The following is a 25,445-nucleotide window of genomic DNA, read 5'->3' as shown; positions in this document are numbered from 1 at the left end:
TGTTCCCATGCCGAACACAGTAGTTAAGCTCTTCAGCGCCCATGGTAGTTGGGGCTTTGCCCCTGCGAGAGTAGGACGCCGCTAGGCAACAAAAATACCCAAGAAGCAAAAAATGCTTCTTGGGTATTTTTTGTCTTTTTTATAGATAACGATCTAAAGCCTGATAATAATTCATAATGAATTAAAGAATTCTATATCTTGCTTTGTCATGAAAACTCGAAATAATAGGAATTTTAATTATTATCTAAGTATATATTCTTCCTCACCTGGTGATAACTGTAACAAAAAGGAAGTGATTATATGTCAGGACCAGCATTAAGAAAAGTAGAAAGTCATTCCTCCATACACGAAGCTGCACTTGAAGAAGCTAGAGAATTAACCAATGTGATCGAGAATTTATTAAAAGAAAATGATACAGAAAGGGCATTAGAGGCAACAACTATTGCAATTGAGCATTGGGAAACTAGAACATTAGCTCACGCTGATGCAGAAGAAAAAGGTTTATATAAAGAAATGGCTGAAAAGTCTCCTAAACTAAAGGAGGATATCATTGCCTTAACGAGGGATCATAATCTAATGCGTAATCTAGTAACAGAAATTAAAGGATTAATGAATAAAGGTGATATGGACGAAAAAGTAGTTCACCATTTACATGCCTTAATTCTTGTAGATGAACAACATAATAAGACGGAGGAAAGTATCCTTCCTGAACACTAAATAAATAAGAAAAAGGAGGAAATATTTTTGAACGGAACAGAACCAACCAGAAAATTATTACGCTTAACTATACCAAATGCCTATAAAATTTTAATAGACGAACTAGAAAGTCATCATATCCATGCATACGATATCAGAGCACTATGCTATCAAGCTTCGTCAACTATTGATATAGAAATCCAGTTTGGAGAAAATTTTACACACACTATGAAAGAGTCTTTCGAAGAGAAAAAGTTAGAAAAAAATCCAGATTTTATAAATTTTTGTCGAAAAATCGGAGAAACTTGTAAAGAGACATTAATAGCAGATTATTTCAGAATGGTAAAGCCGTAGAAAGAGAGGGATAAAATTGTTTATATTTGAAGAAGAATCAGCAATTGGACAAGACCGTGAAGATTTAATTGAATTATTAAAGATGAGATTTGGTTCGGAAGTCTCACCTGAATTGTTAGAAACTATTTATCAATTAAATAGCTTTGAAACTATTGAGAGGTTAATTTTAGTAGCAGCAAATGCACCTAATTTAGCAATTTTTACGGAAGAACTATTGGAAGGTGACGGTAACTTTAAAATCGTTGGGGAACGCTTCAATCCAATTGAAACAATCCAGATAATCGGTGATAAATATGCCGAATAAAGGGGGTAAATTTTTTAAACATCTTAAGTATTTGAAACCAGGAAATCTAATTAACGAAGGTTGGACCGAGGAAAGTCCAAGGCAACGAGAATGGGAAAAAATGTACCGACAACGTTGGCAGCATGATAAAGTAGTCCGTTCAACGCATGGTGTGAATTGTACTGGTTCATGTAGTTGGAAAATCTATGTTAAGGACGGAATTATTACATCAGAGACACAACAAACAGATTATCCAACTAATGGTGCTGATTTTCCAGAATATGAACCTAGAGGTTGCCCAAGGGGAGCAAGCTTCTCCTGGTATACCTATAGCCCTGTTCGAGTCAAATACCCCTATGTGCGTAAGGATTTGTTTCAACTTTGGAAAAATGAACGCGATCAAGGTCATGATCCTGTGACGGCATGGAGTAATATTACTAGTGACTCTTCAAAGAGAGAAAAGTACGTTAAAGCACGTGGTAAGGGTGGTTTTGTGCGTGCGAACTGGCAAGAAGCTTGTGAAATGATTGCAAGCGCAACCTTACATACTATTAAAAAATATGGACCAGATCGTGTGACTGGTTTCAGTCCGATACCGGCCATGTCAATGGTAAGTTATTCTGCAGGAACAAGATTTTTATCTTTAATTGGAGCTAATATTTTAAGTTTTTATGACTGGTATGCAGATTTACCACCAGCGTCTCCACAAGTTTGGGGAGAGCAAACAGATGTACCTGAAAGTGCAGACTGGTATAACACAAAGTACTTTATTATATGGGGTACAAACCTCCCACAAACTAGAACACCTGATGCACACTTCATGGTAGAAGCAAGATACAATGGGACAAAAGTTGTTGGGGTTAGCCCTGATTATGCCGAATATGAGAAATTTGCTGATATTTGGTTACCAGCCCGAGCTGGGACAGACGGGGCCTTAGCAATGGCAATGACACACGTTATTTTGAAAGAATTCTACGTAGATAATCCGACACCATATTTCATGGAATATACAAAGAAATTTACAGATCTACCGTTTTTGATAACAATTGATCAGAAAAATGGAAATTATCGATCAGGTCGTTTCTTACATGCTGAAGATATAAATGATGACCATAAACTAGGAGAGTGGAAACCTGTTGTTTGGGATGCAAATACAAATGGAATAGAAGTGCCAAATGGTACCCAAGGGCATAGGTGGGATGGAGATAGTAATTGGAACCTGAAACTAGAAAAGGAAGATGGTTCTTTTATTAATCCAGAATTGAGTTTTCTACCAATGTCTGACAAAACCATTCAAGTTGAATTCCCATACTTTGCACAGGAAAAAGGTGATGTGGTAACACGTGGGGTTCCAGTTAAACATGTAAAAGACAAGAGCGGAAACCAATTGCTTGTTACAACAGTCTACGATTTAATGATGGCCCATACAGGGGTTAGTCGTGGATTACCTGGTGATTATCCAAAAGATTATCATGACCAAAAGCCTTATACACCTGCATGGCAAGAAAGTATTACTGGTGTAAACAAGCAACATGTTATACAAGTTGCTAGAGAATTTGCAGATAATGCTGCTAGAACTAAAGGAAAATCTATGATTGCCATGGGTGGAGGAACAAATCATTGGTTTCATAGTGACCAAATTTATCGATCTATTTTAAATCTAGTTCTACTAACCGGTTCCCAAGGTGTAAACGGTGGTGGATGGGCTCATTATGTTGGACAAGAAAAAGTTCGCCCAGTGGAAGGGTGGCAAACAGTAGCCTTCGCAAAGGACTGGGGGGCACCTCCACGCTTGCAAAATGGAACATCCTTCTTTTACTTTGCAACCGATCAATATCGTTACGAAGAAAAAGAAATTGCTAAAGAAACACAATGGGGTGGGAAATATACTAATATGCACCCAGCTGACGTCAATGCTTTAGCTGCTCGATTAGGATGGCTTCCATCATTTCCAACGTTTTCTCAAAACACGATTGACCTAGTGTCAGAAGCAAGGGAAAATGGTGCCTCTACGAATCAGGAAATCGTTGATTCTGTGGTGGAAAAGGTAAAAAATGAGGAACTTGATTGGTCAATGGAAAATCCTGATGATCCTCGTAATTTTCCAAGAGTCTTTTTTAACTGGCGTTCCAATCTTTTGGGAGATAGTGGGAAAGGGCATGAATATTTTGTGAAGCATCTAATTGGTGGAGATGATCAGGTGTTAGCAGATCAAGAAATGTCTTGGAAGCCTGAAACGGTTAACGTTAAAGATGAGGCTGCTGAGGGGAAGGCAGATTTATTTGTAAGTGTAGATTTTCGTATGACTAGCTCAGGGTTGTTTTCGGATATCGTTCTTCCAACGGCAACCTGGTACGAGAAATTTGATATAAGTACAACAGATCTACATCCATTTATTCACCCATTCAATGCTGCGATATCTCCACCATGGGAGGCAAAAAGTGACTGGGATGGATTTAGAGAAATTAGTAAAGTATTTTCAGAGCTTGCTAAAGAGCACTTGCCAGAAATTGAAGAAATCGTAACCTCTCCTCTTGCTCATGATACAAAAGATGAGATCGCACAACCAAATGGGAAAATACTTGATTGGCGAAAAGGAGAAGTAGAGGCAATTCCTGGGAAGACAATGCCAAATTTCTCCGTGGTGAAAAGGGACCTAGCTAATGTATATCAAATGATGACGACGATTGGACCCGCTTTGAAAAATGGATATGGAATGAAAGGTATTAAGTTACCTGGTGAAAAGGTTTATAACGGATTAAAGCAACGTTTAGGTATTTCTAAAAGAGAGGGAATTGGTAAAGGTAACCCTGATTTATACACTGATAAAAAGGCAATAGAAACAATCCTTTTTATGTCTGGGGCGACAAACGGAAGTCGTGCGGTAGAGGGATGGCAATCCCTTGAAGAAAAAACAGGGCAAGATTTATCAGAAATAGCAGAAGGCCATGAAGAGCAGGACTTTACTTTGCTAGATATTACAGCCCAACCACGTCAAACGATATCTACACCTGTATGGAGTGGACTAGAGAAGGACGGTCGGAGGTATTCTCCATTCACTGTTAATACGGAATATAGTATACCATGGAGAACGTTAACAGGAAGACAAAGTTTCTATATGGATCACGAAATGATGCTTGATTTTGGTGAGGGTTTACCTACCTATTTACCTCCCCTTACAAAAGGACCCTATGTTAAAGGGGAAAAAGAAGCGGAGTCAAATGGAAAGTCAATCACGATTCGTTATTTAACGCCTCACCAAAAATGGGGAATCCATACGATGTTTACGGAAGCTACTCCGATGGTCCAACTATTTAGGGGATGGCAGGTTGTATGGATGAATGAAAAAGATGGGGCATCTATTGGACTAAAAGATAATGATTGGATTGAGGTCTATAACCGAAATGGTGCCATTTCAGCACGTGTTGTTCTTACTTATCGTATTCCAAGAGGGATGGCGTATATGCACCATGCTCAAGATCGGACAATGGGTGTACCTGGTACAAATATAACGAAGAAACGTGGAGGTACGCACAACAGTGTAACGAGAATTACTGCTAAACCAACCCATATGATTGGTGGATATTCACAATTGAGTTACGGTTTTAATTATTATGGGCCGACAGGAAGTCAACGAGATACGATTGCAATTATTCGACCATTGAAGGAGGTAAATTGGCTTGAGAGTTAAAGCACAAGTTGCCATGGTAATGCACTTAGATAAATGTATCGGGTGTCATACATGCTCTGTAACCTGTAAATCAACGTGGACCAATCGCCCTGGAACAGAATATATGTGGTTCAACAATGTGGAAACAAGACCTGGACCGGGATATCCAAAACAATGGGAAGATCAGGATCGTTACAAAGGCGGTTGGGAGTATAAAAATGGAAAATTACGCTTAAAAGCTGGTGGACCTATGTCCAAACTAAAAAATATTTTCTATAACCCTAACATGGAAACGTTAGATGATTACTATGAACCATGGACATACGAGTACGAACACTTAATAAAAAGTCCAAAATCGGAGCATCTACCGGTAGCTAGACCGAAATCTCAAATCACAGGTAAATATATTGATAAGCCTGAGTGGGGTTCCAACTGGGATGACGACCTTGCAGGTGGTAGTGAAATCGTGCCAATGGATCCAAACGTGCAAAAGCTGCAAGAACATATTGCAATGGAATATGAGAAAACATTTATGATGTATTTGCCAAGAATATGTGAGCATTGCTTGAATCCATCCTGTGTTGCCTCCTGTCCATCTGGTGCTCTATATAAGCGAGATGAAGACGGTGTTGTTTTAGTAGACCAGGAGGAATGCAGAGGTTGGCGCTTTTGCATGAATGGGTGTCCTTATAACAAGGTTTACTACAATTGGAATACACATAAGGCTGAGAAATGTAATTTTTGTTATCCAAGAACAGAAGCAGGCTTACCTACCATTTGTTCTGAAACATGTGTTGGTAGAATTCGGTATATCGGTGTCGTTTTATATGATGCGGATAAAGTGAAAGCAGCCGCATCTGTAGAGGATCCCCAAGATTTATATGAAGCACAGCTGGATTGCTTCTTAGATCCATTTGATCCAGAAGTTATCGAAGAAGCAGCAAAGGCAGGCATTAATAATGAGTGGATTAAGAGTGCTCAAGAATCGCCTGTTTACAAAATGGCTATGAAATGGAAAATAGCATTGCCATTACACCCGGAGTACCGAACATTACCTATGGTGTGGTACGTACCACCACTAAGTCCGATTATGAATCATGTCACAAATGAAGAAGAATTGAAAACAGATGGCTATATACCAACAGTTGATCAAATGCGGATACCTATTGAATATTTAGCATCTCTATTAACTGCTGGGGATACAGATGTTATCCGAAAAGTATTACTTAAGTTAACAGCTATGAGAGTTCACATGCGTTCTGTGAGTGTCGGTGGTATTGATGAATTACAAGAAAGTAAGCTTTTAACAGAAGCAGATATTGATGTAGAGACTATAGAAGAGATGGCCCGCTTACTTGGGGTAGCTAAATATGATGAAAGGTTTGTAATTCCAACCGGTCGTCGGGAAATGGATGATGATCTTCATTATAAACAAGGTGCGTGTAGTATTGATGATTTAGCTCCACCTGAAGGGATGGTAACCTATCCATTTGAAAGAAGGAAGGGATCTTAATGAAGGAATACCAATCAGATTTACTATTGATGGCATCAAGGTTATTAAGTTATCCGTCTAATGAGGATCGAGAAATCATTTTAGATGGAATGGCAGAGATTGAAGTTCCAAAAGATTTGCGAGTTAAGCTGGAAGAGGCAGTGGATACGGTTTGCCGTGTCTCTCTTCCAGAATTACAGGAGACATATGTCGAGACTTTTGATTTAAAGGAAAAGTTAGGTCTTTACTTATCTGCCCATGAATTTGGGGACAGTCCAAAACGAGGTGCTGCCTTAATCAAATTACAAAAAATAATTAATCAAGCTGGGTATGAACGGGAAGAGGGCGAGTTAGCTGATTATATTCCAATGCTCTACGAATTTTTGGCTGTATCTGGTGAAACAGCCGATTCTGAACGGCTATTTAAGCGGTTATCCTGTGTGACACAACGAATTCTCAATCACCTCACTGACGATAGTCCTTATCGTTTTATTTTTTCTGTGATGATGGAATATGTTTTTGAGGCACCGACGAAACAAGAATTACAAGACATGGAAACAAACAGAGAGCAAGCTGATCTAGAGGAATTACCATATCCAATCATGTATAAATAATGATAAAAGGAGTGAAGAAATGGAAGGAATATTTTGGTGGGTTATTGTTCCTTACTTGACTTTAGCCATTATGATCATTGGGAGCATCTATCGCTTTACTCATAACCAATTAAGTTGGGTTGCACCCTCTACTGAATTTTTTGAAAAGAAGTGGTTAAGAATTGGTTCCCCTTTATTTCATTATGGCTTGTTGTTTGCCTTTGTTGGACATGTCATGGGAGTGTTAATCCCACTTGAGTTCTATCATATGTTTGGTATATCTGATCATATGTATCATGCCTTTGCCATTTATGGTGGTGGAGTTGCAGGTTTGATGGTTGTGGTTGGTGCCGTTATTTTACTGATTCGTAAAATGACAATAGATCGTGTTCGCGTTCATGCTACATTTGCTGATTTTTATTCGGTGATAAGCCTTCTGATCGTTGCTGGAATTGGCGTTTATATTACGCTTATTTATAATACGACTGTAGTTGAATACGAGTACCGGACCACCATTGGACCTTGGTTCCGTAGTTTATTTACCTTTCAGCCACAATATCAATTAATGACGGGTGTGCCATTCTTGTTTCAATTACACATTATTGCAGCATTTGGTTTATTTGCATCGATTCCATTTACCCGTTTAGTACATTTTTATAGCGTGCCAATAGTTTACCCATTTCGGGCACCGCAGCAATATCGATCTAGATCTGCCTTTAAACGAAAAGGGATCTGATTAATGGATAATGCGCTAGGAAAATAATGTTGTTTCCTAGCGCTATTGCCACGGTTTAAAGACAATCTATAAAAGAAAGGAACTATCTTCATGGATGTAAAAAAAACACAATTACCTTTACAAACGTTAAGTTTAGTAGCAGGGTTTATGGTATGGGTAATTCTGTCATCATTAATGTCCTTTATCAAGGAAGATATTCAGTTAACAGCAGGCCAAATTTCGTGGGTTACTGCTGTACCTGTTATATTAGGTTCTCTTCTTCGTGTTCCAATCGGGTATTGGACAAACCGGTATGGAGCAAGATGGTTATTCACGATATCCTTGCTATTTCTAATGGCACCTGTATATTACCTTAGTTTAGCAGATTCCTTCTTTGACTTAATCCTATCGGGCTTATTTCTAGGTGTCGGAGGGGCAATATTTTCTGCGGGTGTAACCTCGATTCCAAAATATTATCCCAAGACCCGTCATGGGTTTGTCAACGGTGTATACGGCGTTGGGAATATCGGGACCGCTATTACATCGTTTGGAGCACCAATTATTGCAGCGCGTTTTGGTTGGGAGACTTCGGTACAGTTTTTTCTTATTCCATTATTGCTTTTTGCAGTATTAAATTTCTTTCTTGGTGATAGAAACGAACCAAAGGTTAATACACCTATAAAAGAGCAAATTACGGGTGTGTATCGAAATAATAAGCTATGGTTCTTAAGTATTTTCTATTTCTTGACGTTTGGATCTTTTGTGGCTTTTACTGTTTATTTGCCGAATTTTTTAGTTTCGGAGTTTGAATTAAGTGAGGTGGATGCGGGATTACGAACAGCAGGATTTATTGCGCTTTGTACACTTCTTCGTCCATTAGGAGGCTGGCTAGGAGATAAATTTAATCCATTTAAAGTGTTAATGCTAGTTTTTGCGGGCCTAACCTTTTCGGGTGTATTGTTATCCTTTTCCCCTACCATTACGCTATATACGATTGGCTGTTTAACTGTTGCTGTATGTTCGGGAATTGGAAATGGTACTATTTTTAAACTGGTACCTTTGTACTTTTCTAAACAGGCCGGTATTGTAAACGGAATTGTTGCAGCAATGGGTGGATTGGGCGGCTTTTTTCCACCTCTAATTCTTACAACCGTCTTTGGTATAACGGGACATTATGCGATTGGATTTATGGCCTTGTCCCAATTTGCATTGGCGAGTTTAATTATTGTATTTTGGATGTTCTATACCGATAAGTTATATCTTGCCAATCAAATTGTAGAGAGTACGGGACAAGGTATAATGGTGACAGACACAAACAAATATATCACTAACATCAATAAGGCTTTTACATCGGTAACTGGATATACGAAGGAAGAGGTTATGGGGAAGAAGCCTAATATATTAAGCTCTGGAAAACATGGTCGAGACTTCTATCATGCGATGTGGGAGAAAATTGAAGACACTAGTTACTGGCAAGGAGAAATATGGAATAAACGAAAGAACGGAGATATTTACAGAGAGTGGTTGACGATTAGTGCTATAAAAAGCGAAGAGGGAGAAACAATTAACTATGTAGGGATATTTAGTGATATTACAAATGAAGCTTAAGAGAAAATGAAATCCCAATCTATACGAGTTTGGTGACGTATAAGTTCAAGGTCATCAGTTAAGGAATACTACTTGGGTCTATTAACATAAGATAGAGAAAACGCTCAGAGTGAAAAAAGTAATCTGAGCGTTTTATATTATTTCCGAATCTTTATAGAAGGTGATATTTATGCATTATTTTCAATTTATTAACAGATCTTTTAACTGATTAACACTACTAACAAGATAGCTAGGTTTGACTTCTCGTAATTCTTCCAATGAACCATATCCATATGTAACCCCAATGGAATGAATACCAGTATTATTAGCCCCGATAATGTCGTGTTTTCTATCGCCAATCATGATAAAGTCATTAGTTTTTTGTTCTTTATAATGGTTTCGTATATATTGAATGATTTCTGTTTTAGATGCTCTTGTTCCATCAAGATTACTTCCAACAATTAATTCAAAATAATGGTCAATATTAAAAAACTGAAGGATTTGTTCTGCGAAAACAGTCGGTTTAGAGGTTGCTACAACTAAAGTGGAATCTTGTTCTTGCAATGATTTTAATAGTGAGGGTATCGTTGCATATAATTCATTCTCATACATTCCCTTCTCTTTAAACCTATCCCTATAGAATGCGATTGCTTTTTGTGTACTTTCTTCATCAAAATTGTAATATTCAGTGAAAGAAGTTTGCAATGGTGGTCCTATAAAACATTCTAATTTATCAATATCTGGTTCATCAATTCCCATTCTATGTAACGCATATTGAACAGATTTAGTTATTCCTACCTTTGGATCTGAAAGTGTTCCATCTAGATCAAATAAAATGACGTTGTAATTACCCATGAAATTCCTCCTTAGCATCTAAGCTTCTACTTATTGATATTTTAGCATATATCTAGTAGCCTAGAGATCTATGATGAGCACGGTAAGAGGATTGTTCATCCTGTTCAATAAATAGTGTTAAATATTCTACTTTGTAACGCTTCCGTTATACTTCCAAAAATGAATTGCGTCTTCGTCTATTTTACCCTACAATTTATAAAGGAGTTATTTGGTAAACCCTGTAAATAAGAAGCAAATTCACAAAAAAAAGGAGGTGTAAGCATGTTTAAAAATAAAAATGGTCAAATCCGTTCAGGTTGGTTAATTGCCTTGGTGCTAATTGGTATGCTGATTGCTCAAGTTATTTTCTCAATCCCTGGGACTATTATATTTTTCTTCAATGAAATGTCCAATCTAAGTTCCTTTAGCACAGATGAAATTATGACATCCTTAGATCAATATCCGTGGCTTTATTTGTTAGCTCAAGGTGGGGGAACATTAGGAGCTATCATTAGTACATATTTAATTTGGCGATTTGTTAATAAAAAGTCGTTAAAAGAGCTTGGCTTTAGAGGATCAATGGCTGATTTAGGATTTGGGTTACTTTTAGGTGCTGTTTCTATCACTGTTATTTTTGGTATTTTACTATCTACAGGCAATGTAGAATTGCTAAACTCTTTTAATAATCCTAATTTTTCTACTTATACGCTGTCGTTCCTTATTATGTTTCTACTTGTTGGACTTTTTGAAGAGATGCTCTTTAGAGGATATATGATGGTGACAATGTTAGACAGAGGCAATACGAAATGGATGATTTACTTAATTCCTGCTCTTGTATTTAGCGTTTCTCATGCAACTAACCCAAATGTAAGTGTTATCGGTTTAGTGAATATTTTCCTAGTCGGCATTTTATTTGCCTATATGTTTGATGCAACAAATAGTTTATGGTTACCTATTGGATATCATGTTACTTGGAACTACTTTCAAGGGAATGTATTTGGTTTTGCAGTTAGCGGAACAACTCCGCATGGAATTTATAATATGGAAATTCAAGAGGGTAATCAACTATTAACTGGCGGAACATTTGGACTGGAAGGTGGGGTTCTTGCTACCATTCTAGTACTTTTAGGTTTTGTGGCTACCAATCTCTATACTCGAAAAAGATATAAGGCTGATCAGTCAACTGAAAGGTTAGTAGGTTAGAAAGTTTATAAAAGACATTTGGCTTGATTTAGCCAAATGTCTTTTACTAGCCTTAAGGAAATAATTCTTAAACCGTTAATCTCTCAATTAATTTCACAGCTATTTCATTATGGGTTACGGTTTCACTTTCAAGTGCTTGTCTAAAAAGACTTCTCCCGATTTCTACAATTGGAATCTCTAGTGTGGTAATGTTCATTATTTTTGCAATCGGTTGGTTATCAAAGCCCATTATAGCTAATTGATGTGGGACTTGGATATTCCTTTCCCGACAACAAGTCAGGATCCCTGCAGCTACCTGATCACTCGTTACTAGTAAAGCGGATGGTGTTTTTTTCATTGTAGTTAGAAGGTCAACTACACGTACACCATCTTCAAATTTAAAGCAATTAGAAAACACAAAAGAGGGATTGTAATCTATATTGTTTTTTGCTAAAAAGTCCCGATAAGCAAGGTCTCTTTGTGTACTATTTGAACCAGATTTTCTTCCTATGCAGTAGCCAATTTCGTTGTGAGCTTTACGGTGTAAATACTCTAAAGCAATAGAGAAGCTCTCATAATGATTGATATAAGTAGAAGCGACCTGCTGTTCTCTTGCATCTTCACATACGACGATCGGACCATAATCTATGTATTCCTTTATAACTTCCCAATGACAAATCCTAGAACCAATGACTAGACCATCAATTTGTTTATTTTTTAACATCAATAAAGCTTCTAGTTCTCTTTCTTCCTCGTAATTAGTTTGAAATAATACGAGTTTGTAATTGTTACTTACAGCCTCGTTTGCAATCCCTTCGACTAATAGTCCGAAATAGGGGTGGTTTATAAACGGGATAACCACTCCTATTAGGTTGGTTTTCCCTTTACTCAAATGTACAGCATTAATATTTGGTCGGTAATTACTTTGCTCCATTGCGTAGCGTACTGCTTCTTTCTTTTCTTCACTTACATAAGGGTGATTGTTTAGAACCCTTGAAACAGTTGTTACGGAAACCCCTGCTAGCTTGGCTATATCTTTTATGTTGGCCATATGTTCACCTTTTTTAGAAAAATTTGCTTGATATGAAACTGGTTTCATCAATTATGCTATTTTATATACAGAAGACTTTTTCTTCTATGAAGATGGTTATACTCAAATTGGCGTAACGCCAACGTGCGGCGTAACATTAGAGGATATACCATCTCTAGGAGTGTTCGATAACGAACACTCCTTTAGTTTATCATAAAAAATAGTACTCACGCATAATTAATAGCGGTCATTTTAACGGTGTGTTCCAGGAAAGTCTAGAGTAGTAGGGGAATGTATTCTAGAGAGAAGAAGATCTCTTATTCTAATTTAAAACGATTGGAATATATAATTCCAATCGTTTAAATAAATGAGTTATCCTGATTTATTGTGCATTATAACTAATATAACTGTAATTAGCAGTCGGTACTTTTTTTACTATATTCCCCTGGTCGTCTTTGTAGATCTCGTATTCTTGATAAGTTTCGACAATTTGACCGTCTACCTCTTCTTTCCCTTCAAGAATTAAATCAAGTTCGGTATAGGACGGTACTTTCCTTTCATGTGTTGAAACAGTTTCGGATTCATCCAGTGCACTTGAATAAGCACCAATCATTTCCTCCGTATTATTCTGCGATTCTATAAAACCAACAAATGCAAATAGGAGAACTAATATAAGCATCGAAAATAATGTTTTCATTTGGGATACTCCTTTTGTAAATGATCTAGTATTAAGTGTATGTTTGTACTACTTTTTTAGTCCAAATAATTTGTGAAAAGGAGTTTACAACCCTTACCTAACATGGTAGTATTTTTCATAATATTAAATGCGATGATGAGAAGAGTAAATAAACAAAATCCTATAAAGAGAGCTCCGGGTGGTGAAAAGGGGTTAGGATTTGTTTGCTGAAACAAGCCTCTGAGCAACACATTGGAACGTGTACTTAGTGATAATGTGACGGGCGCTCCCGATATAGAGCTAGGGTATAAGCATGGTTTTGCCATGTCGTACTTGATGAGGCTAATATGGTGACATATTAACAAACTGGGGTGGCACCGCGATTATAGAATCTCGTCCCCAAGATGCATAATCTTGGGGGTGGGATTTTTTTGTTGTTAACTTAATGTTTATCAATTAAGGAGGTTTACGATGAAAACGAAATCGTGGAAATATCCAGTTCTTTTATTGTCAAGTATAGGTGTGTCTAATGTAGGAGATTGGATTTATTTAATCGCACTAAATTTAATAGTACTGGATATGACAGGTTCACCGCTTTATGTAGCTTTGCTATATATTTTAAAGCCGCTCGCGACACTTATAACAAATGGGTGGTCAGGAAGTATTATTGATCGGTTAAATAAGCGGAATCTAATGGTTTGGTTAGATGTTGTCAGAGGAATTATCGTACTTTGTTTGCCTCTGATGCCATCTTTATGGATGATGTATTCATTCGTGCTTCTAGTAAATATGGCAAGTTCTATCTTTCATCCAACTGCAATGACTTACGTGACCAAGTTAATCCCAATTGGAAAAAGGAGACGATTTAACGCTTTACGTAGTTTAATAGAATCAGGTGGATTTTTGATTGGACCTGCTATTGCTGGATTCTTATTTATCATTGGTTCCCCTGAGTTTGCGATTATTTTCAATGGCGTATCGTTCATTTTCTCCGGGTTCCTAACATTGCTGCTTCCTAATCTAGAAAAGAGCAATGTTACTCAACAAAAAATGTCATTCTCTTTAGTTAAAAATGATTGGAAACTTGTAAAAAGGTTTAGCATGCAAAATGTTTATGTTATGTCTATTTATTTTTTATTTAGTGGAATGTTGGTTATGACGGCAGCAGTAGATTCTTTGGAAGCTCCTTTTGCGAAAGAAGTATTATCCTTATCTAATAGTGAATATGGATTTCTCGTCAGTATCGCGGGTTTTGGTATTATCATTGGTGCAATGCTAACGACTATTTTGTCTAATAAATTATCTTTACAAGTACTAATGGGACTCGGTTCTTTAATTGTTTCTGTTGGGTACCTCTTGTATGCTTTTTCAAATACCTTTCTGTTAGCAGCAGTTGGTTTCTTCGTTCTATCCTTTTCTCTAGCTTTTGCAACAACAGGATTTCATACCTTCTACCAAAACAGAATTCCAGTGGATATGATGGGTAGGGTTGGAAGTATGTATGATTTAGTTGAATCCGCTTTAGTCATTCTTATAACCATACTTTTTGGAATAACTGCTCATGTATTTGAAATTCAATCCATTGTTATAGTTGGAGCTATTTTTATGTCAATTGTGACTGTAATATTAAACATTTTTCTGTTAAGTCCTTCTCTCACAATTATTACAGAAGAGAAGCAATAGGCTATCACTACCTTTTCATTTATTATGATACTATGAAAATAAAGGTGAATAGGAGGATGATGGGGGACATGGGCGAGAAAGATATTATATCGATTATTGAACAAGATAAATGGATGACGAATATATTACATGCTGCTAAACAACTGGCATTACCTGATTGGTGGATTTGCGCTGGTTTTGTTCGAGCGAAAGTATGGGATAGTATTCATGACTTTTCAGAACGAACCATATTACCAGATGTAGATGTTGTTTACTTTGACCCAAACAACCTATCGGAAATAACAGAAAAGAGAATAGAAAAGCAACTATACGAGTGGGATCCGCACGTACCTTGGTCCGTAAAAAATGAGGCTAGGATGCATCACATAAATGGTGTCGAACCGTATAAATCATCGATTGATGCTATTTCCAAGTTTCCTGAAACGGCTACTGCGATCGGAGTGAAAATGAGTGGGGACGATAATATTGTGTTAGCTTCACCATGTGGTATTAAAGATTTGGTCAATTTAAAGGTTAAACCGACCCAATTTTTTAAAGAAAATAAAAACTTATTACCTCTCTATCAACAGAGAGTGGAAGAGAAAAACTGGCAATCTATTTGGAGTAGGCTTCTAGTTTATTCCTATTAAGGAGGATGTCGATGGAGACAGTATTATATATGGTAAGGCATGCACAATCGCCATACATTGTTGGGCAAGAAAGAACAAGAGGGTTATCCTTACAAGGGGAAACCGATGTAAAGAGGATAACAGAAATAATGAGCAAGGAAAAAGTGGATATGGTCATTTCTAGTCCTTTTGCAAGAGCTATTCTAACAGTTGAAGGTATAGCAAAAGAACGACATTTAGAAATCGTCGAAGTAGAAGAGTTGAAAGAAAGGTTAGTTGGTGGTGATGGCCAATTAGATGAGGTTGAATTAGAAGAAGCTATTAGGCAATCATTTGAGGATAAAGATTTCTGCTTACCAGGAGGGGAGTCTATTAGCCAAGCCAAAGAACGAGCCATCCCAATTATTACAAACCTTCTCCGTAAATATAAGGGACAACATATTGTGATTGGCACACACGGCAATATCATGACTGCTATCATGGGTTACTATGATTCACATTATAATTATGACTTTTGGAAGCATACAGCCAAACCCGATATATATAAGTTAACCTTTGTAGGTGAAAACCTTCATAACGTGGAGAGGTTATGGTTTAAAGGATAAGTAGTTATTAATTTCCATTGTTGATGTCATCTTCATTTTACCACTAATTACTACAAATGTTCAGCCTGTTTTTTCACAGAGAATGTTGGTAACCTTAATGAGTATTTAAAAGGGGGTAAGTGAATGGTTACGTATGAAGTAGTAGCTAAAGAAGGTTTTACAGAAAAAATAGGAGAATTAGTATTTCAGCTGGAGCATGTACGTGAGGTTACCATCCAGGAGATATCCGACTTAAAAGTCCAAGAGTTAGATCATCTTAACTACATAAATGATAATTCGATTGGAGCTTTACTTTTACATATTGCAGCCATTGAGAAGGTTCATCAGTTAATTTCTTTCAAGGAAAGAGACTTTAACAAAGAAGAATATAGCATTTGGGAAGCGGCAATTGAACTAGGTGATAAAGGAAGGAATCAGATTCATAGCCTATCTGTTCCACATTATATCGAAAAGTTACAACAGGTAAGAGCTGATACCTTGCAGCATTTGAAACAAAAGGATGACGAGTGGTTGATGGAGAAAAGGGAATGGCCAAATGGAATTGCTTATAACAATTTTTACTTATGGTTTCATGTTTTAGAGGACGAGATTAATCACAGGGGACAAATACGTGCTATAAAACGTCAATTACGAACAGATCTTTCTAAGTAGAATAAGATTATGGAGTTGGATATAATTGAGAAAATTTCTTTTATGTGCGATTGCAATTTGTCTGTTAGTCGGAATGGTGGAAATATCCTATAATCACTATATTAGTATTTTAGTTATCCAAATCATTTTAACAATGTTATTTTTTCTAGATAAGAGATACCGATTATTATGTGGAGTTGTGCTTGGTTTTTTAACAAGTTTTTTCCTGTTCTATCAGGTAAATGAATGGCTTGGTCAGCTAATTAGTTGGCAGGAGGTCAGAATTCTTCTCAATCGAGCTCTACTTGTCTTAATCATTTCAGCCTTGTACTTTACCTTATTTCTTTATAAGCATCCTATAACGTTTTTTCATAATAGACCACAGTGGGATCAACGGATATACTTCCCATATATGTGGAGCGGGTTTCATAGCATTAAAGCATCCACCTTTTTACTGATAGCTATTACTAGTAATATAGTGGTGTTTTTACCTTTTATCCTAATTCAGGATACATCTTACCTTAAGTCAGTTATCCTTTTTGGTATTTTGTTCGCTTTGATTAATGGTGTCTTAGAGGAGTGGCTATGGCGTGGAATATTGTTATCAAGTCTTATTAAATTATGCAACATTCCATTTGCTGTTTCCGTAACTAGTTTAGGGTTTGGATTACAGCATTTGATGTTAGGATTTCCACTATACGTTTGTTTATTGTTTTCGCTTGGAGGTTTCTTTTATGCTGCGATTGTGCTAAGAACTAATAGTATTTATCCAGCTATTATTTGGCATATTTGTATTAATCTCGGAATGGTGTATAGTGGGTTGATCCTGTAAAAGGCGAAACATAGAGGAAGTTGACAAGGAATTAAGTTCATGTTTAAATATATTAAAATTTATCGTTAAAAAGGCAATGATGAGAAGAGTAGGTCAATAAATCTTTCAAAGAGAGCTTCGGTTGGTGAAAAGAAGTTAAGAGGAGTTGATTGAATATGGTCTTAAGAGCTGCATAGCTGAATTACTTTATTGTAATTAGGCTATGACGAGAGTTGGCACTCGTTACCAATGTCAGAGTATAAGAACGTTTAAGTTCCGTACTTCATGAGGCTAGTCATGTGAATGATTAGTAAATATAAGGTGGTAACACGAGTAAACCCTCGTCCTTTGGCAAACATTTTTTGCTGAAGGACGAGGGTTTTTTTATTTTTAAAAGGAGGAGTTATCAATGTCAGTATTTATTGGTGGAGCTTGGCCATACGCAAATGGTTCTCTACATTTAGGCCATCTTTCTAGCTTATTACCTGGGGACATTCTGGCAAGGTATTATCGTGCTAAGGGAGAAAAGGTGCTTTACGTTTCAGGGAGTGATTGCAATGGAACCCCCATTACGATTCGGGCAAAGCAAGAAGGGGTATCCCCTAAAGAAATTGCAGATCGCTATCATGAAGAATTTGTATCCTGCTTTCAACAATTAGGTTTTACCTATGATCATTACACACGTACTGATAGTGAATATCATCATAAAGTCGTGCAAGGTATTTTTCTTGAATTACTTCAGAATGACAGGATTTATAAGAAAGCTGTAGAACAAGTCTTTTGCAATACGTGCCAGCAATTTCTACCTGACCGATATGTGGAAGGTAAGTGCCCTTATTGTGAAAAAGCTGCACGAGGTGACCAGTGTGATCATTGTTCTGCTATATTAGATCCGCTAGATCTAAAAGATAAGCTTTGTAAATTATGTGGGGATGAACCTACAGTTAAACAGACCGAACACTTTTATTTTCAGTTAAGTGCATTTCAGGAAGAGCTTGAACATTATGTTAAAGAGGCGAAAGAAAATAAACGTTGGCGCGATAATGCCATTCAATTAACAGAAAGGTATTTAAAAGAAGGGTTAAAGGATCGTGGTGTTTCGAGAGACTTACCGATCGGAGTACCTATTCCAATACAAGGTTACCAAGACAAGAAAATCTACGTATGGATTGAAGCTGTATCTGGTTATTATTCTGCATCTAAAGAATGGGCAGAACAAAATAAGCAGAGTGACGCCCCTTTTTGGAGTGAAGAAACAAAATTGTATTACGTACACGGGAAAGATAATATCCCGTTTCACTCGATAATTTGGCCTGCTATTTTGATAGGAATTAATAAAGGAGAGAGTATTCCAACTCGTATTGTATCTAATGAATATGTCACGATAGAGAGAAAGAAGTTGTCGACGAGCCGTAATTGGGCAGTTTGGATACCGGACCTCCTTAAGAACTATCACCCAGATTCGATTCGTTATTTCCTCACCGTGAATGCACCTGAGAGTCGTGATGCAGATTTCTCATGGCGAGAATTCGTCTATAGTCATAATGGTGAATTGTTAGGCGCTTATGGGAACTTTGTTAACCGAACATTGAAGTTTGTAGAAAAATACTATAACGGGAAAACTAGTGAGGATAATGTTGAACGGGAAATTATAGGAAAGGTTCATGAGCAATATAATTTTATTGGAGAGTTAATTGAAGAGGCCAAGTTTAAACAGGCATTAGAGAAGGTGTTCGAATTAGTAAGGTATGCTAATAAATATTTTGACACCGAACAGCCTTGGCAAAAGATTAAAGAGGAGCCGAAGCAGTGTGATGTGGTGATAACTAACTGTATCTACTTGATTGCTAACCTTGCTCAATTATTACAGCCATTTTTACCATTTTCCAGTGCTGAAGTGTTAAGCAATCTACAAATTAAAAACATCTCTTGGAAACCGGTCACTGTTTCACCAGTTCAACTTTCTGATATTAAGCCACTATTCGAAAGGTTGGATGAGGAATTAGTTGAACAGGAGTTATCTAAATTGAAAAATCAAAGTAGTGAATAAAAATTTGCCTGGTCTAAGCTCCTGTTGGTTAGACCAGGCAAATTCATCTATTCAAGCAATCGTTTTAATCGGTCCGTGTCTGGGTTATTTTTTAGTTCCTTTACGTGAAACGGGTTGTTTGATTCCTCCCCAACGTCGGAACGAATTCCAATTTCCTTCCCGATCGAGTCATTAATAATGCTTTCTTTCTCACCATCGTAATGTGCATAATGTTCCCCATGATCTTTTTCATCAGCCATTAGTATCACCTCCTAGTTATAGGATGCATAACTAAGAAGAAATAATGCTACCGAGAACTACCAGATTCAAACAGGAAAGTGCCTAAATTCTAAATGGTATATTTTGCTTTTTAGTATAACTAGTGTTGTAAAAATGTGTTATTATCATGGCATCGAATCCTGTGAATTAAGCTACGGGAATAGGGGAGGATTATGGATACTACATTTAAGTTAGATAAAACAGTATTTAATTATCGGGTTGCAGCAGTTTTAATTGTGAATAATCATGTACTCATTCACAAACAAGTAAAAGATGACCATTGGGCATTACCTGGTGGTAGAGCGAAAGTTATGGAAGATTCTCCAACATCTATAAAAAGGGAAATCAAAGAGGAACTGGGATTTGAAGTAAAGATAAACCGATTGCTTTGGATTACGGAAAATTTTTTCAAGTACAATAGCAATGATTTTCATGAGATCGCACTTTACTATAACGTTTCTTTAATGAACAATGACTATCAACTTAACAACAATCCATTTTATGGAGAAGAAGGAGATAGGTTGATTTATCAATGGATACCCATTCAAGACCTTGAAAATTATTTACTTTATCCAGAGTTTTTAAGAGTCTCAATAAAACATTTATCTGAATCAGTGGAACATGTTATTTTAGGGAAGAGTTAATGGTATTACATGGTATCCTATTGGAGTGAAACAATTTTTTTCAATATAAATCTTTAGAAAATAGGATTTATTTGATTATTAGAATAAGGCAAGGGAGGACTAACATGACAAAAGCTAGTATAAAGAAGTTGTCATTAGAACAAGCTGAACAATTACTAAGCACGCTTAAAGAACGTTTTGAGCAAAAGATGAACCGTCATAAGGGTCTTGAATGGGCAAATATTCAAGCTAAGTTGGAAACAAATCCTGAAAAAATGTGGTCGCTCAATGAGATGGAAAGAACCGGTGGAGAACCCGATGTTATTAGTTATGATGAAAATATGGACGAGTATCTGTTTGTTGACTGTTCAGCTGAAAGTCCGAAGGGGCGCAGAAGTGTCTGTTTTGATCGTGAAGCACTTGAGTCTAGAAAAAAACATAAACCTGAAAATAATGCTATAGATATGGCAGCGAGTATGGGGATTGAACTGTTGACTGAAGAACAATATCGGGCGTTGCAGCAGCTTGAAAGTTTCGATAGGAAAACATCGAGTTGGGTGCAAACACCTACTGATATTAGAAAACTTGGTGGTGCACTTTTTTGTGATTTTCGTTTCGGGCACGTGTTTCTATATCATAATGGAGCGGACTCTTATTATGCTGCTAGGGGTTTTCGCGGTTCGCTGAAGGTTTAAAAAATGCAAACGATATTAAAGCTTAACCTTTTTTCAAAAATGAAGTAATTTATTTAAAACATGATACTCAATCAAGGCGGTATCCACTAGTGTAGGAATCGTCTTTTTTGTCTGGATATTACTGGATATTATGGTAAAATTGAGGGTGACTTGTTGTGTGCTTTTTCCAATTTAATAGAAGCAAGGTCAAGACAATCTATACATCTGAGGTGAAATCATGTTCAAAATCATTGCTTTAATTCTCCACTTATTTTTCATATATTTTCTATTAAAAGGAGAAAAGAAAGTTGTTAAATTTATAGTTCTCGCCTTTTTTACTTCTTTATCGATCATATTTATGTATGGAATTAGGTTTATTGCGATTAAGTATCATTTATATGATGGTCCTGTTTTAGATGGTGGTTTCAGTAGTCTCATGAAATGGGTTAGTACATTTTCATACTTATACATTATTCCTTCCTTTTTAATCATTACTTATAAGCTCTTTGGAATGGCTAATAAGCTGTTTGAACGGACTTGGGTAAAAGTGGTAATGTTTCTGTTTTGGTTAATTGTCCTGGCTGGATTGGCATTTCTATCATTCTATATATTTACGCTAATTTTTTATGGGTTTGCACCGTGATTTATTAACAAGAGCAACAATAGAGTCAATCTGCTGTGTAGTTCAATGAAATAGGTTGCGAGAGAGAGGCGGCATGTGGGTCGACCCGAAATATCTAGGAATCTATGTGTGTAAAAATGAGGGGTACTGCCGATGATTGATCTAAAAGTAGTAATTGGCGCTGGGGAGTATCATAATAATCCAGGATGGCTTCGTACACAGGAAACAGAATTGAATTTGCTCAGGAAAAGAGACTGGGAGAAGAAGTTCGGGTCTAATTCGTTAGCAGCAATTTTGGCAGAGCATGTGTGGGAGCATCTTAGTTATGAGGAAGGTATAATAGCAGCTCGTAACTGTTTTGATTTTCTTAGTGAAGATGGCTATGTTCGCTGTGCGGTGCCAGATGGATTTTTCCGAAATAAGGAGTATCAGCGGACTGTGCAAGTAGGCGGTCCTGGACCCGAAGATCATCCGGCTGCAAGTCATAAAATTGTACATAATTACCGAACAATTACATCGATGTTTAAGCAAGCGGGCTTCCGAGTTAATCTTCTTGAGTATTGTAATGAAGTGGGAGAGTTTCATTGCAACGATTGGGATGAAAAGGAAGGATTTATATATCGGTCGCTGCGCTTTGATCACCGGAATAAAGATAGGTTAGCGTTTCCTTTATTGATTGTTGATGTGGTGAAATAATAGAATTGTGTTTTATTTAGAACCAGGGTTAGGATAAACAGATGTTGTATTAAAACGTTTGTGGGTTGTGAATTATACCCAGTAGCATGCAACATTCAGTTAGCTTATCTTTTGAAATTATTCAGCTTGTATTTAAGTTAGGTAGTTTTGATGTAGATGATTTGATCTTAACTACTTTGGGAGGAATTTTAGGGTATTTACCTTTTTACGCTACTTTGTTATTTTTGAATCGCAAAAATCAAAGAAAGAATGAAAAGTTAGCAGACTGTTAAGTTAATCAAGGGTCGATTGTTCAAAATATCCTAACACCTTGCCGTTGTTAATTATCTCTTAAATAACTGAATTTTTGACTTAAATAAAGGAACAGAAATGGGAGTGATCGGAAAGAGTTTAGAGGATGAAGTAACAGGCTTTGAATTAGTCGAAAATCATGTGAATAATGGGATGGAGATCATTGTAAAAAGGAAATTATTTACTGCAGTTTATGTGATTTGTAAGAATATATATTTTCTATAGAAATATACAACTTTTCAAAGGGGGATTTGTTTTATGAGTGATTCGACGCATCCAAAATTAGTTGAACGAATTGACGCCGTATTTTTGCCTGTTAAAAATCTTAAGGAATCGTTGTCTTGGTATCAAGAAATATTTGGATTTGAATTACGGTGGGAAAATAAAAAAATGTGTGGACTATCCATTGCCCCAAACTGTGGATTTCACCTGGTCCAGATTTCCAACTTTCAACCTGTTAATGAATATACGCCTTTCAATTATGTTGTGAAAGATTTAGAAAATGTTAGAAATAAGCTAATAGGAAAAAATGTGATAGTTTCACAACTAAGAGATGGGGAACCAAAACGCTTTGATATGACGGATATAAATGGAAATATAATAAGTGTAATTCAACTATAATGTGTATTACTGTATTTTTGAATAAGAGGATCATAATTAGTCTAATAGCCAGAATTTTCGAAAAACTATATGTAGTAGGTTGATTATAGTCAATATTCAAAATTAGAGAAAATCACTTTGTGTAAATATGGGGGCAGAGATTATAGTAAAAAGAAAATTATTAACTGCTGTTTTAAGTAGTCTGTTATTTGCGATATTTATCTTGGCACCGAATGATTTAGAATTAAACGGTTTTTTAAATGTATATTATATCAATTTTATGTTTGCTGTAACATATGGTGTTATTGCATCAATTGTATCTGACTGGTTAAGTAACAAAGCTTCTTCGTCCATTTACACACGCGAAATAATAGCCTTCTCATTACATTGCTTTTTCGGTTTAATTTTTTTATTAATGAGCCTTGTAGCTGCTATTTGCTTCTTCATTATTGACCGTGTACTAAGAAAATTAGAATTGAAGTGGAGGACAGTTGTAATTGCGTTATTACTCGTTATAGTAGTTTTTATAGTTAATATTATCTAATCAACAATAAAAATATTATCGATAGCTAGAATATCTACTAAAATGTGAAGTCTTTCGTGCATAAGATTTCGCATTTTTTGTTTAAAATAAGGAAAATTATGTTAAAGTTAAAAAGGATATATATTTGTTTTCCGAATAACCAGGGGGAAGTTATGAAACAAATAAGCAACTCACAACATTGGGAATTGGATAGCATATTTCATAATGGAAGTAAATCTAGTGAATTTATAAGTTTTATAGAGCACATGGAACTGAAAGCACATGACTTTCAATATCATGTTGTTTCGTTTACAACACCACAAGCCGAAAACGAAATTGACAAAATTTTATAGATAATGGAATATTCAACTTAAATTAAAGTTAACCTGTCCCAAGCAAATTCGTATATAACATGTCTTCTTGCACAAAATCCCAAAGACCAGAACGCTGCAGTTTTACGCGGGAAAATAGCTAAGATTGAATCTAGATTTAGTATTAATTTAGCTAGATTGAAGAATTGCTTTACTAACATTGATCAAAAGCTTTGGGGGAGATTACTCAGTCAAACAGAATTACATAACTATAAATTTGTATTGAATGAATGGCGAAATGATGCGAGTAACTCCTTGTGACTAAAGAAGAAAGCATATTATCCCATTTAATGGTAGATGGTTTTCACGCTTGGGGTGGGTTTTATAAAACACTAATCAATTGCATTAAAATTGACATTCCTATTAATGAACACCAAAAAAAACATTCTGTTGCACAGGCAATTAACTTACGATCACACGTAAATGAAGGGGTTCGTCGGGAATCTCATCAAGCATTAGAAGCCAAATGGCAAGAAAGAGAAGAATTATTTGCTAAAATACTGAATCACATTACAGGCTTTCGATTACAAGTATATAAAAGGAAACAGCGGAAAACGGTATTGGGAGAATATTTAAAGAAAATTTTGAATTTTTCTACGTCAGTTAGGGAGGAGACAAATTGCAATTAAATAAAAATTTCAAGAAACGCTATTTAATAACATTTAGCATACTGTTATTACTATTATTAAGTATGTATTTTGCTCCTTCAGTGTTTGGAGGATACGCTTTAACTGAGCATTCTGCAATACGTTATACGTTACCTAACTTAGACGGTAAAGTAGTATTTGAAAAAGAATTAGTAGATAAAAAAATAGTTGTTTTGGATACAGGTAAGGTCAATTATGTAAAGCTAATTGAAAACTCTTTAGGTATTTTTAAACGGATTACCGATGTAAGTTCAATTAGTGGAAAAACAATTGATGAAAAAATGAAAGTTACTTGGTCTGGAACTGAAATAGAAGAGAGTGAATTTTATGATGTAATATTCGCTGCAGGGGTAATAGATAAGGAAATTGAAAAGGTAGTCGTTAGTAATGAACAAGATGATAAAAAAAATACACCATTAAGTATTGTCGAAGAGCAGTCAACGGTTTTTATTGAAATGGATGTAAAAGATGGTTTTGCAGCTCATTACAGTAAGTTATCAAATGAAAATGTAGGTAGTTTCAGTTTTCGAGGGATAAATAGCGATGGAAAAGTTGTATCTTTTGATTGAATGACCAATTATTTTAAGTGGTTTTGAAATAGCGTATCTGGAACAAAGGGTACAGCTCATGTTGTGCTAAAA

The 25,445-nt window shown here is 36.2% G+C and carries 29 protein-coding genes, 1 rRNA gene and 2 other annotated features; of the genes, 26 read left to right on the top strand and 4 right to left on the bottom strand.

Annotated features, from left to right (window positions below; genetic code table 11):
* The 9 genes from rrf to H7K77_RS07095 all read left to right on the top strand — a co-directional run.
* A 5S ribosomal RNA gene (gene rrf, locus H7K77_RS21885) occupies positions 1-87 on the top strand; the annotation flags it as partial.
* Positions 88-300: 213 nt separating this feature from the next.
* Positions 301-717, top strand: coding sequence for a hemerythrin domain-containing protein (locus H7K77_RS07130; RefSeq protein WP_186577040.1), 417 nt, complete (start codon positions 301-303; stop codon positions 715-717).
* Positions 718-744: 27 nt separating this feature from the next.
* The gene (locus H7K77_RS07125) at positions 745-1,050 is read left to right on the top strand and encodes a hypothetical protein (RefSeq protein ID WP_186577039.1); all 306 of its coding nucleotides are present in this window, start codon (positions 745-747) and stop codon (positions 1,048-1,050) included.
* A 16-nt stretch (positions 1,051-1,066) separates the two neighbouring features.
* Complete coding sequence (locus H7K77_RS07120) at positions 1,067-1,354, top strand: hypothetical protein (protein WP_186577038.1); 288 nt, start codon at positions 1,067-1,069, stop codon at positions 1,352-1,354.
* A complete protein-coding gene (locus H7K77_RS07115) occupies positions 1,344-5,024 on the top strand; it encodes a nitrate reductase subunit alpha (protein ID WP_186577037.1) in 3,681 nt (1,226 codons plus the stop codon). The genes H7K77_RS07120 and H7K77_RS07115 overlap by 11 nt, the downstream gene beginning before the upstream one ends.
* The gene (narH, locus tag H7K77_RS07110; RefSeq protein ID WP_186577036.1) at positions 5,014-6,516 is read left to right on the top strand and encodes a nitrate reductase subunit beta; all 1,503 of its coding nucleotides are present in this window, start codon (positions 5,014-5,016) and stop codon (positions 6,514-6,516) included. Before H7K77_RS07115 ends, narH begins: the two co-directional genes overlap by 11 nt.
* On the top strand, positions 6,516-7,109 hold the full coding sequence (gene narJ / locus H7K77_RS07105) for a nitrate reductase molybdenum cofactor assembly chaperone (RefSeq protein ID WP_186577035.1): 594 nt from the start codon (positions 6,516-6,518) through the stop codon (positions 7,107-7,109). Before narH ends, narJ begins: the two co-directional genes overlap by 1 nt.
* Before the next feature lie 19 nt (positions 7,110-7,128).
* Entirely contained in the window at positions 7,129-7,824 is a 696-nt protein-coding gene (gene narI, locus H7K77_RS07100) for a respiratory nitrate reductase subunit gamma (RefSeq protein WP_186577034.1), read from the top strand.
* Between the two features lie 90 nt (positions 7,825-7,914).
* Positions 7,915-9,411, top strand: a complete 1,497-nt coding sequence (locus H7K77_RS07095) for a nitrate/nitrite transporter (protein ID WP_186577033.1) — start codon at positions 7,915-7,917, stop codon at positions 9,409-9,411.
* Positions 9,412-9,591: 180 nt separating this feature from the next.
* On the opposite strand, the gene H7K77_RS07090 is transcribed toward H7K77_RS07095, so the two are convergent.
* Positions 9,592-10,245 carry an HAD family hydrolase gene (locus H7K77_RS07090; RefSeq protein WP_186577032.1) on the bottom strand — a complete coding sequence of 218 codons (654 nt, stop codon included), beginning with the start codon at positions 10,243-10,245 and terminating at the stop codon, positions 9,592-9,594.
* 261 nt (positions 10,246-10,506) lie between these two features.
* On the opposite strand from H7K77_RS07090, the gene H7K77_RS07085 reads away from it, so the two are divergent.
* On the top strand, positions 10,507-11,427 hold the full coding sequence (locus H7K77_RS07085) for a CPBP family intramembrane glutamic endopeptidase (protein WP_186577031.1): 921 nt from the start codon (positions 10,507-10,509) through the stop codon (positions 11,425-11,427).
* A gap of 67 nt (positions 11,428-11,494) precedes the next feature.
* Here H7K77_RS07085 and H7K77_RS07080 read toward each other — a convergent pair whose 3' ends face one another.
* Positions 11,495-12,457, bottom strand: a complete 963-nt coding sequence (locus H7K77_RS07080; protein WP_186577030.1) for a LacI family DNA-binding transcriptional regulator — start codon at positions 12,455-12,457, stop codon at positions 11,495-11,497.
* Positions 12,458-12,818: 361 nt separating this feature from the next.
* A complete protein-coding gene (locus H7K77_RS07075) occupies positions 12,819-13,133 on the bottom strand; it encodes a hypothetical protein (protein WP_186577029.1) in 315 nt (104 codons plus the stop codon).
* A 123-nt stretch (positions 13,134-13,256) separates the two neighbouring features.
* Positions 13,257-13,516, top strand: a binding site (T-box leader).
* A 67-nt stretch (positions 13,517-13,583) separates the two neighbouring features.
* On the opposite strand from H7K77_RS07075, the gene H7K77_RS07070 reads away from it, so the two are divergent.
* From H7K77_RS07070 to metG, 6 genes are all read left to right on the top strand, one after another.
* Positions 13,584-14,795: an MFS transporter gene (locus tag H7K77_RS07070; RefSeq protein ID WP_186577028.1), complete on the top strand. Its 1,212-nt coding sequence runs from the start codon at positions 13,584-13,586 to the stop codon at positions 14,793-14,795.
* A 68-nt stretch (positions 14,796-14,863) separates the two neighbouring features.
* Positions 14,864-15,424 (top strand): nucleotidyltransferase family protein, encoded by a 561-nt coding sequence (locus H7K77_RS07065; RefSeq protein ID WP_235988859.1) that lies wholly within the window; start codon positions 14,864-14,866, stop codon positions 15,422-15,424.
* A gap of 11 nt (positions 15,425-15,435) precedes the next feature.
* Positions 15,436-16,008 (top strand): histidine phosphatase family protein, encoded by a 573-nt coding sequence (locus H7K77_RS07060; RefSeq protein WP_186577026.1) that lies wholly within the window; start codon positions 15,436-15,438, stop codon positions 16,006-16,008.
* Positions 16,009-16,131: 123 nt separating this feature from the next.
* Entirely contained in the window at positions 16,132-16,659 is a 528-nt protein-coding gene (locus H7K77_RS07055; RefSeq protein WP_186577025.1) for a DinB family protein, read from the top strand.
* A gap of 25 nt (positions 16,660-16,684) precedes the next feature.
* Positions 16,685-17,470, top strand: a complete 786-nt coding sequence (locus H7K77_RS07050; protein WP_186577024.1) for a CPBP family intramembrane glutamic endopeptidase — start codon at positions 16,685-16,687, stop codon at positions 17,468-17,470.
* A 67-nt stretch (positions 17,471-17,537) separates the two neighbouring features.
* Positions 17,538-17,801, top strand: a binding site (T-box leader).
* A 57-nt stretch (positions 17,802-17,858) separates the two neighbouring features.
* Positions 17,859-19,499, top strand: a complete 1,641-nt coding sequence (gene metG, locus H7K77_RS07045; protein ID WP_186577023.1) for a methionine--tRNA ligase — start codon at positions 17,859-17,861, stop codon at positions 19,497-19,499.
* A 47-nt stretch (positions 19,500-19,546) separates the two neighbouring features.
* Here the strand turns inward: metG and H7K77_RS07040 are convergent, their stop codons facing one another.
* Positions 19,547-19,738 carry a hypothetical protein gene (locus H7K77_RS07040; protein ID WP_186577022.1) on the bottom strand — a complete coding sequence of 64 codons (192 nt, stop codon included), beginning with the start codon at positions 19,736-19,738 and terminating at the stop codon, positions 19,547-19,549.
* Between the two features lie 192 nt (positions 19,739-19,930).
* On the opposite strand from H7K77_RS07040, the gene H7K77_RS07035 reads away from it, so the two are divergent.
* The 10 genes from H7K77_RS07035 to H7K77_RS06990 all read left to right on the top strand — a co-directional run bounded on the left by H7K77_RS07035 (position 19,931) and on the right by H7K77_RS06990 (position 25,373).
* Complete coding sequence (locus H7K77_RS07035; RefSeq protein ID WP_186577021.1) at positions 19,931-20,401, top strand: NUDIX hydrolase; 471 nt, start codon at positions 19,931-19,933, stop codon at positions 20,399-20,401.
* A 104-nt stretch (positions 20,402-20,505) separates the two neighbouring features.
* Positions 20,506-21,075, top strand: a complete 570-nt coding sequence (locus tag H7K77_RS07030; RefSeq protein ID WP_186577020.1) for a DUF4256 domain-containing protein — start codon at positions 20,506-20,508, stop codon at positions 21,073-21,075.
* A gap of 217 nt (positions 21,076-21,292) precedes the next feature.
* On the top strand, positions 21,293-21,697 hold the full coding sequence (locus tag H7K77_RS07025) for a hypothetical protein (protein ID WP_186577019.1): 405 nt from the start codon (positions 21,293-21,295) through the stop codon (positions 21,695-21,697).
* Positions 21,698-21,829: 132 nt separating this feature from the next.
* Entirely contained in the window at positions 21,830-22,372 is a 543-nt protein-coding gene (locus H7K77_RS07020; RefSeq protein WP_186577018.1) for a class I SAM-dependent methyltransferase, read from the top strand.
* Positions 22,373-22,458: 86 nt separating this feature from the next.
* Complete coding sequence (locus H7K77_RS07015) at positions 22,459-22,644, top strand: VanZ family protein (protein ID WP_186577017.1); 186 nt, start codon at positions 22,459-22,461, stop codon at positions 22,642-22,644.
* Positions 22,645-22,921: 277 nt separating this feature from the next.
* Positions 22,922-23,284 (top strand): VOC family protein, encoded by a 363-nt coding sequence (locus tag H7K77_RS07010; RefSeq protein ID WP_186577016.1) that lies wholly within the window; start codon positions 22,922-22,924, stop codon positions 23,282-23,284.
* A gap of 127 nt (positions 23,285-23,411) precedes the next feature.
* Positions 23,412-23,807, top strand: coding sequence for a hypothetical protein (locus tag H7K77_RS07005; protein ID WP_186577015.1), 396 nt, complete (start codon positions 23,412-23,414; stop codon positions 23,805-23,807).
* 152 nt (positions 23,808-23,959) lie between these two features.
* Complete coding sequence (locus H7K77_RS07000) at positions 23,960-24,139, top strand: hypothetical protein (protein ID WP_186577014.1); 180 nt, start codon at positions 23,960-23,962, stop codon at positions 24,137-24,139.
* Positions 24,140-24,414: 275 nt separating this feature from the next.
* The gene (locus H7K77_RS06995) at positions 24,415-24,786 is read left to right on the top strand and encodes a hypothetical protein (protein WP_186577013.1); all 372 of its coding nucleotides are present in this window, start codon (positions 24,415-24,417) and stop codon (positions 24,784-24,786) included.
* A complete protein-coding gene (locus H7K77_RS06990; protein ID WP_186577012.1) occupies positions 24,777-25,373 on the top strand; it encodes a hypothetical protein in 597 nt (198 codons plus the stop codon). The genes H7K77_RS06995 and H7K77_RS06990 overlap by 10 nt, the downstream gene beginning before the upstream one ends.
* Positions 25,374-25,445 lie beyond the last annotated feature (72 nt).

The sequence above is a fragment of the Aquibacillus kalidii genome (genome assembly GCF_014280935.1).
GTDB lineage: Bacteria > Bacillota > Bacilli > Bacillales > Amphibacillaceae > Aquibacillus_D > Aquibacillus_D kalidii.
The sequence above is the reverse complement of the archived record's forward strand: the minus strand, read 5'-3'. Positions and strand labels throughout refer to the sequence as shown.

Bases quoted from the DNA above. Each gene is read 5' to 3' on its own strand.
- H7K77_RS07060 (WP_186577026.1), top strand. From the start codon at position 15,436: ATGGAGACAGTATTATATATGGTAAGGCATGCACAATCGCCATACATT.
- H7K77_RS07030 (WP_186577020.1), top strand. From the start codon at position 20,506: ATGACAAAAGCTAGTATAAAGAAGTTGTCATTAGAACAAGCTGAACAA.
- H7K77_RS07065 (WP_235988859.1), top strand. From the start codon at position 14,864: ATGGGCGAGAAAGATATTATATCGATTATTGAACAAGATAAATGGATG.
- narJ (WP_186577035.1), top strand. From the start codon at position 6,516: ATGAAGGAATACCAATCAGATTTACTATTGATGGCATCAAGGTTATTA.
- H7K77_RS07005 (WP_186577015.1), top strand. From the start codon at position 23,412: ATGGGGGCAGAGATTATAGTAAAAAGAAAATTATTAACTGCTGTTTTA.
- narI (WP_186577034.1), top strand. From the start codon at position 7,129: ATGGAAGGAATATTTTGGTGGGTTATTGTTCCTTACTTGACTTTAGCC.
- H7K77_RS07035 (WP_186577021.1), top strand. From the start codon at position 19,931: ATGGATACTACATTTAAGTTAGATAAAACAGTATTTAATTATCGGGTT.
- H7K77_RS07090 (WP_186577032.1), bottom strand. From the start codon at position 10,245: ATGGGTAATTACAACGTCATTTTATTTGATCTAGATGGAACACTTTCA.
- H7K77_RS07020 (WP_186577018.1), top strand. From the start codon at position 21,830: ATGATTGATCTAAAAGTAGTAATTGGCGCTGGGGAGTATCATAATAAT.
- H7K77_RS07070 (WP_186577028.1), top strand. From the start codon at position 13,584: ATGAAAACGAAATCGTGGAAATATCCAGTTCTTTTATTGTCAAGTATA.
- H7K77_RS07040 (WP_186577022.1), bottom strand. From the start codon at position 19,738: ATGGCTGATGAAAAAGATCATGGGGAACATTATGCACATTACGATGGT.
- H7K77_RS07095 (WP_186577033.1), top strand. From the start codon at position 7,915: ATGGATGTAAAAAAAACACAATTACCTTTACAAACGTTAAGTTTAGTA.
- H7K77_RS07055 (WP_186577025.1), top strand. From the start codon at position 16,132: ATGGTTACGTATGAAGTAGTAGCTAAAGAAGGTTTTACAGAAAAAATA.
- H7K77_RS07075 (WP_186577029.1), bottom strand. From the start codon at position 13,133: ATGAAAACATTATTTTCGATGCTTATATTAGTTCTCCTATTTGCATTT.
- H7K77_RS07010 (WP_186577016.1), top strand. From the start codon at position 22,922: ATGAGTGATTCGACGCATCCAAAATTAGTTGAACGAATTGACGCCGTA.
- H7K77_RS07025 (WP_186577019.1), top strand. From the start codon at position 21,293: ATGTTCAAAATCATTGCTTTAATTCTCCACTTATTTTTCATATATTTT.
- H7K77_RS07085 (WP_186577031.1), top strand. From the start codon at position 10,507: ATGTTTAAAAATAAAAATGGTCAAATCCGTTCAGGTTGGTTAATTGCC.
- H7K77_RS07000 (WP_186577014.1), top strand. From the start codon at position 23,960: ATGAAACAAATAAGCAACTCACAACATTGGGAATTGGATAGCATATTT.
- H7K77_RS07080 (WP_186577030.1), bottom strand. From the start codon at position 12,457: ATGGCCAACATAAAAGATATAGCCAAGCTAGCAGGGGTTTCCGTAACA.
- H7K77_RS07015 (WP_186577017.1), top strand. From the start codon at position 22,459: ATGCAACATTCAGTTAGCTTATCTTTTGAAATTATTCAGCTTGTATTT.
- H7K77_RS07115 (WP_186577037.1), top strand. From the start codon at position 1,344: ATGCCGAATAAAGGGGGTAAATTTTTTAAACATCTTAAGTATTTGAAA.
- metG (WP_186577023.1), top strand. From the start codon at position 17,859: ATGTCAGTATTTATTGGTGGAGCTTGGCCATACGCAAATGGTTCTCTA.
- H7K77_RS07130 (WP_186577040.1), top strand. From the start codon at position 301: ATGTCAGGACCAGCATTAAGAAAAGTAGAAAGTCATTCCTCCATACAC.